Annotated in this window: 5 protein-coding genes and 1 pseudogene; all 6 read right to left on the bottom strand. The window is 69.6% G+C overall.

Annotated elements, in window-relative coordinates; all coding sequences use genetic code 11:
• Window position 1 precedes the first annotated feature (1 nt).
• Window positions 2–730, bottom strand: a complete 729-nt coding sequence (locus tag BMG07_RS27780) for an aspartate/glutamate racemase family protein (RefSeq protein ID WP_198087236.1) — start codon at window positions 728–730, stop codon at window positions 2–4.
• 5 nt (window positions 731–735) lie between these two features.
• Window positions 736–1,920, bottom strand: a complete 1,185-nt coding sequence (locus BMG07_RS27785; RefSeq protein ID WP_198087237.1) for a serine hydrolase — start codon at window positions 1,918–1,920, stop codon at window positions 736–738.
• Between the two features lie 32 nt (window positions 1,921–1,952).
• Window positions 1,953–3,278, bottom strand: coding sequence for an MFS transporter (locus BMG07_RS27790; protein WP_374221329.1), 1,326 nt, complete (start codon window positions 3,276–3,278; stop codon window positions 1,953–1,955).
• Between the two features lie 218 nt (window positions 3,279–3,496).
• Window positions 3,497–4,723, bottom strand: a complete 1,227-nt coding sequence (locus BMG07_RS27795; RefSeq protein WP_198087238.1) for an alanine--glyoxylate aminotransferase family protein — start codon at window positions 4,721–4,723, stop codon at window positions 3,497–3,499.
• 45 nt (window positions 4,724–4,768) lie between these two features.
• Window positions 4,769–5,538: pseudogene (locus BMG07_RS27800) on the bottom strand (fumarylacetoacetate hydrolase family protein).
• 47 nt (window positions 5,539–5,585) lie between these two features.
• Window positions 5,586–6,132, bottom strand: a 547-nt coding sequence (locus tag BMG07_RS27805) for a fumarylacetoacetate hydrolase family protein (protein ID WP_198087239.1), incomplete at its 5' end; no start/stop codon positions are given.

Consider the following 6,132-nt stretch of genomic DNA (forward strand, 5'->3'; position numbering starts at 1 on the left):
CTCAGGCCTTCGCGTCGAACAGGCGGCCCCAGCCCTTCACGGCGCTCGGCGCGACGCCGACCGTCTTCAGCGCGCGCCAGACCACGGTGGCCACCGAGTCATAGATCGGGATGCCGAGCTCGCGCTCCATCTCCTGGACCAGTTGCGCGCCGCTCAGGTTGGTGCACATGATCGTGATGGCGTCGGGGCGCTGGCGCGCCACCTCGCGCAGCATGCGGCGCAGCGTGTCGGGCTCGACCTCGCTGAAGGCGAAGTTCACCGTGAGGTCCAGGTGCCGCTCGGCCACGCAGTCGATGCCGATACCCGCGTAGTTGGCGACGATGCGCTGCTGCACGTCTTCGACGTACGGCGACACCAGGCCCAGCGTGCGCGCGCCCTGCGCGGCCAGCAGCTCGTTGAGCGCCAGCACCGAGGTGGTCGCGGGGATGCCGGTCGCCTCGGTGATGCGCGCGCACAGCGCCTGGTCTTTCTCGAAGCCGAGCCAGCTGGCCGAGGTGCCGCTCCAGCAGATGGTGTCGACGCGCGCGTCGGCCAGCAGCCGTGCGGCCTCCAGGATCTTGCTGTCGTCGAACTGGTTCAGCGACGCGTCGCGCATCGAGATCTCGGTGACGGTGAAGCGCGAGAAATGCGCCGAGACGCCGGGCACGCCCGCGACCATCGCGCTGGTCAGCGGCTCGAGCGCGGTGTTCGAGGAAGGCGTGAGCACGCCGATGAGTTTGCGAGGGGTCATGGTCGTCACAGGCGTGGGGTGTCGGTCGGGTCGGCCGGCGCGCCGGGCTTGCCCTGGTGGTGCGCGGCCAGGTCGAGCTCGCGCGCCAGGGCCTTGCGGCGCGCGGGCGTCGGGCTTGCGTGCGAGGCGTTGTCGAGCGCGGGCAGCACGAAATCGTTGACCATGCGGCGGATCGCCAGCACGTTTTTCGACTCGCGCAGGCCACCCTCGATGGGCAGCATGCTGGTCATGACGACCACCGCGTTGCGCTGCGGCAGCGCCACGATGAACTGGCCCTTGAAGCCCATCGCGTGCACCTCGGGCTCGGTGGCGACGATGTCGTTGATCCACCAGTACTGCCCGTACCAGGGCGCGGAAGACGGCGCGGTCATGGTCCGCACCCAGGCCTGCGAGGTGATCTGCCGGTCGTTCCAGCGGCCGCCCGAGAGCACCAGCATGCCGAGCTTGGCCATGTCGACCGCGCGCAGCCGCAGGCCCCAGCCGGAAGACACGAGCCCCTTCGCGTCGGCGCGCTCCCAGGCGTAGTGCGTCATGCCCATCGGCTTGAAGATCTTCTGCTCGGCGAAGGCCTGCAGCGGCATGCCGGCATCGGCGCCCAGCGTTGCGCTCGCCAGGATCGGATTGACGTCGGTGTAGTCGAAGGCCTCGCCGGGCGGGCGCCGCGGCGAAGTCCCGGCCGCCAGTTTCAGACGGTCGGGCGCGCCGTAGTAGATCGGGTCGTCGCTCGGCTGGAAGTCGTAGAACAGGCCGGTGGACATCGACATCACGTGCTTCAACTCGATGGCCTGCTTGTCGGCCAGCGCGTCCTTCAGGTCGGGGCGTGCCTTGGCGAGGATGGGCGCCACCTTCTCGTCCAGCCGCGTGCGGCCTTCGTCGATGAGCACGCCGGCCGCCAGCGCGGTGACGTTCTTGGTGATCGAGTACAGCTCGTAGTTGTGGTCGCGCGTGAGCCCCTGGCTGTAGCGCTCGAAGACCAGCTTGCCGTCCTTGACCACGAGGAAGCTGCGCACGTCGAGGTTGTCCTTGCGGATCCACTGCGACAGCCGCACCAGCGGCTGCGAGTCGACGCCCACGGCCTCGGGCGCCGCGACGGGAAGGCCGGGTTCGCCAGGCTGGGCCAGGGCCGCGCTGGCGAAGGCCAGGTGCAGCGCGGCCGCGGCGGCCACCCGGCGAAGATGAGAAACAGACATGAGGGGGTCTCCTTCCGGTTCGCTCGTGGGTGTCAGACCGGCAGCTTCTTGCTGTAGTCGATCAGCATCGTCGAGCAGACGAAGAGGCCCGCGCCGGCTGCCGTGAACAGCATGAGCGCCATGAAGTACGAGCCCGTGGCCTGCACGATCAGGCCGACCACGATCGGCACGCCGATGCCCGCCACGTTGCCGCCCAGGTTCATGGTGCCGCCCAGGAAGCCGACCCGGGCGCGCGTGCCGAGGATCGACGGCACGCACCAGAACAGGCCGCACCAGCGCAGGAAGAACAGCGTGACCGACAGCAGCGCGACCACGGCGACCGGGTCCTTGATCTGGGTCACCATGAAGATGGCGATGGTGGCAATGATCGACGAGATACCGAACAGCGTGCGCAGCACCTTGCTCTGCGATGCGCCGGCCGCCTGCCACTTGTCGGCCAGCCAGCCGCCGAACATTTCGCCGACGAAGCCCGAGAAGAACATGATGAACACCGCGCCGCCCATCTGCTTGATGTCGAAGCCGTGCACCTTCGACAGGTAGTTGGGCATCCACGTGAGCAGGCCGTAGAACAGCGCGTTGAAGCACATCCAGCCGAAGAACATGCCCCACACCGAGCGGTAGCGGAAGAAGTCGAGCACGCGCCCGCTTGCATTGGCCGATTCCTTGGCGGCGTCGGCGGCGTGGCTGGCCTCGATGTAGCGCGCCTCGGCTTCGTTCACGCCGGGATGCTGGCGCGGATGGTTGCGGATGTAGCGCCAGGCGAAGTAGCCCGCCACCACGGTGCCGGCGCCGGCGATGACGAAGGCCAGGCGCCAGGACCCGAGCACGGCGATCAAGGCCGAGATCAGGATGGCACCGAGCGCCGCGCCCAGCGGCGCGCCGCCGTCGAGCAAGGTGGCCCCGCGCCCGCGTTCGGTCTGGGTCATCCAGATGCCGTTGAGCTTGCCGCCCGCGGGGTAGATCGGCGCCTCTGCCGCGCCCAGGCCCAGCCGTGTCAGCAGCAAGGGAACCCAGCCCGTGCAGACGGCGGCGATGGCCTGGAAGAAGCCCCAACCCACGGTGGCACCGGCGATGACCACGCGCGGGCCGAAGCGGTCGGCCAGCATGCCGCCCGGGATCTGCATCAGGGCGTAGGTCCAGAAGAACGAGCTGAGCAGCAGGCCCTGCACGGCCGGCCCGATGTCGAATTCCTTGGCGATCAGCGGCATGGCCACCGAGAGCGAGGCCCGGTCGATGTAGTTGATCGAGATCAGGAACAACATCATCAGGAAGATCTTCCAGCGCACCTTGGTGGGCTGGAGGGCGGCGTCTGGCGCTGCGGCGGTCGCCTTGGCGCCGTCCGTCATGGTGTTTTGCATCGGTTTGTCTCCTTGCAGTGGCACGGATGCCAGCCTGCAAGGAAAAGACCCGGCACGCTGGCGAACTTTGCAGTCGCGGGTCGGGCTGGTCCGGGCCAGTGCCCCGCCGAGGCTGTGGAGCGGAATTTAGGCTTTGTCCAAATTAACGTCAACAACAATGTCGACAATCTTGTTGACGATAATGGAAAGCACCTAGCCCGCAGCCCTTCCCGGCGGGATCACGCGACGTTCGCGGCCGGCGTTTCCGCAAAGTACGCCATGGCCGCCAACACCCCGCTGCCGGCCATCGGCACGCCCGCCAGCTTGAAACCCATCTCGATGCCGGTCAATGCGGCCATCAGCGTCAGGTCGTTGCAGTCGCCCAGGTGCCCGATGCGGAACATGCGGCCCTTGAGCTTGCCCAGCCCCGCGCCCAGCGAAAGATCGAAGCGCTGGTGGATCAGCCGGCGCAGCGCGTCGGCGTCGACCCCCTGCGGCGTGATCACGCCGGTCAGCACCGGCGAGTGCACGCGCTCGTCGGCGCACTGGGTCGGCAGGCCCCAGGCCTGCACGGCCGTGCGCACGCCGCGGCCCCAGCGCCGGTGGCGCTCGAAGATCGCGGGCAGGCCCTGTTCGAGCACCATGTCCAGCGCCTCGCTCAGGCCGTACAGCAGGTTCGTGCTCGGCGTGTAGGGCCAGTAGCCGCCCTGGTTCATCTCGATGATCTCGTCCCAGGCCCAGAAGGCCTTGGGCAGGCGCGCCGTCTTCGCCACCTCCAGCGCCCTGGGCGACACCGCATTGAAGCTGATGCCCGGCGGCAGCATGAGGCCCTTCTGCGAGCCGCTGACGGTAACGTCCACGCCCCACGCGTCGTGCCGGTAGTCGGCGCTCGCGAGCCCCGAGATGGTGTCGACCATCAGCAGCGCCGGGTGGCCCGCCGCATCGATCGCGCGGCGCACCGCGGCGATGTCGGAGGTGACGCCGGTCGAGGTTTCGTTGTGCACCACGCACACGGCCTTGATGTGGTGGGCGGTGTCCTGGCGCAGGCGCTGCTCGATCAGGTCGGCCTGCACGCCGTGGCGCCAGCTGCGCGGCAGGCCGGTCTCGTCGGTGCCTTCGAGCGCGAGGAACTCGGGCTCCAGGCCGAGCCGGCGCGCCATCTTCTGCCACAGCGTCGCGAAGTGCCCGGTCTCGAACATCAGCACGTGGTCGCCGGGACTCATCACGTTGACGAGCGCCGCCTCCCACGCGCCGGTGCCCGACGCGGGATAGACGACGACCGGGTGCCGGGTCTGGAACACCTGCTGCAGCCCGCCGATGACCTTCTTGCCCAGCACGGCGAACTCGGGCCCGCGGTGGTCGATGGTCGGCAGGCTGATGGCCCGCAGGATGCGGTCGGGCACGGGGCTGGGGCCCGGGATCTGCAGGAAGTGGCGGCCGCTGGGGTGGTTGTCGAGGGCGATCATGGGTGTTGTCTCCGTTCTGTGCTTTGGATGGTTGGAAGAAAGGTTCTAGAGCTGCACCGACGCGTGGCCGATGCCCGGGAATTCGGCGGTGACGAGGTCGCCCTCGCCCGCTTCGAGAATGCGACCCACGTGCCGGTCGTGACGACGGTGCCGGCCGCCACGGTCTCGCCGTGCCGCGTGGCATGGCGCAGCCACGCGGGCAGCAGCCAGGCGGGGTCGCCGAGCGAATGCGTGCCGCGGCGCACCACGGCGGCGCGCGCGCCGATGCGCACCTCGCAGGCCTGCGCGAGCCAGTCACGGGCCACGAACGGGACCCATTCGCCGAGCACCAGCGCACCGTGCGATTGCAGGTCGGCCAGCTTGCACAGCGCGGGCGCGTCGATGGCTTCCCGCCAGCGGGAGTCGACGATCTCGATCGACACCGTCATCGCCTCGACCAGGGCACGGGCGCTGTCGACATCGAGCGCACGGGCCAGGGCCGGGTCGACGTCGCGTCCGATCCGCAGGGCGATCTCGGCCTCGATGCCGCGGATGTGGAACGGCCAGTCGCCGGCCGTCGCCGGGCTGGTCCACACGCCGCGCGGCGGCAGCGGCGCATGGGTCAGCACGGCATCGCGCGACGGGCCGCCGGCCTTCCAGTACCGGGGCGGCGCCGCGGCGAACCAGCCGAGCGCCTGCGCCACCTGCTGCTGCACGGCGTAGGCATCGTCGGCTTGCGTGAGCAGGTCGGCCGTCGACGCCGCCGGGCACGTGACGTGCGCGCCGCGCGCACGAACCAGCGCCTCGGCCACGGCGTCGATTCTTGAAAGGGACATATCGGTTGCCTCCAGTGATTCCGGGAAAGAAAACAAACACAAGAAATTCAGAAGCTCGCGCACAGCGGCGCGAGTCCCTTGACGTCCACCCGCACGGCCGTGCCCTGCGAGGCGAACAACATGCCGGTGCACGAACCGGTCGTCACGACCTGGCCGGCCCGCAGGCCTTGGCCCCGGGCCGCGCCCTGGTTGGCCAGCCAGACGAGCAGCGCGCCGACGTCGGGGTGCGCGTGCTCCCCGACCGTGTGGGCCACGACCTGCTCGTCGAAATGCATCACGACCTCGGTCCGTGCCAGGTCGAGCCACGACCGTTCGAAAGGCGCGGGCTCGCCGAGCACCAGGCCGCCGTGGCACAGCAGGTCGGCCAGCAGCGCCGCGGGGCTGGCATCGAGCCAATCGATCAGGCGGGTCTGCGCCACCTCGATCACGGGCAGCACCGCCGCGATGGCGTCTGCGACCTCGTCACGGGTGTAAGGCGCCGCGCGCGGCGGCAAGTCGGCGCCGAGGCGGAACGCGAGCTCGGCCTCGACACCGCGCAAATGCCATGCGCCGCCGACCAGCGACGCACCGCCGGGCACCAACCCCTCGGCCGGC

The organism is Variovorax sp. E3 (assembly GCF_016082275.1).
Lineage (GTDB): Bacteria > Pseudomonadota > Gammaproteobacteria > Burkholderiales > Burkholderiaceae_C > Variovorax.

Coding starts and splice junctions, on each gene's coding strand:
- BMG07_RS27780 (WP_198087236.1), bottom strand. CDS start 730: ATGACCCCTCGCAAACTCATCGGCGTGCTCACGCCTTCCTCGAACACC.
- BMG07_RS27795 (WP_198087238.1), bottom strand. CDS start 4,723: ATGATCGCCCTCGACAACCACCCCAGCGGCCGCCACTTCCTGCAGATC.
- BMG07_RS27785 (WP_198087237.1), bottom strand. CDS start 1,920: ATGTCTGTTTCTCATCTTCGCCGGGTGGCCGCCGCGGCCGCGCTGCAC.
- BMG07_RS27790 (WP_374221329.1), bottom strand. CDS start 3,278: ATGCAAAACACCATGACGGACGGCGCCAAGGCGACCGCCGCAGCGCCA.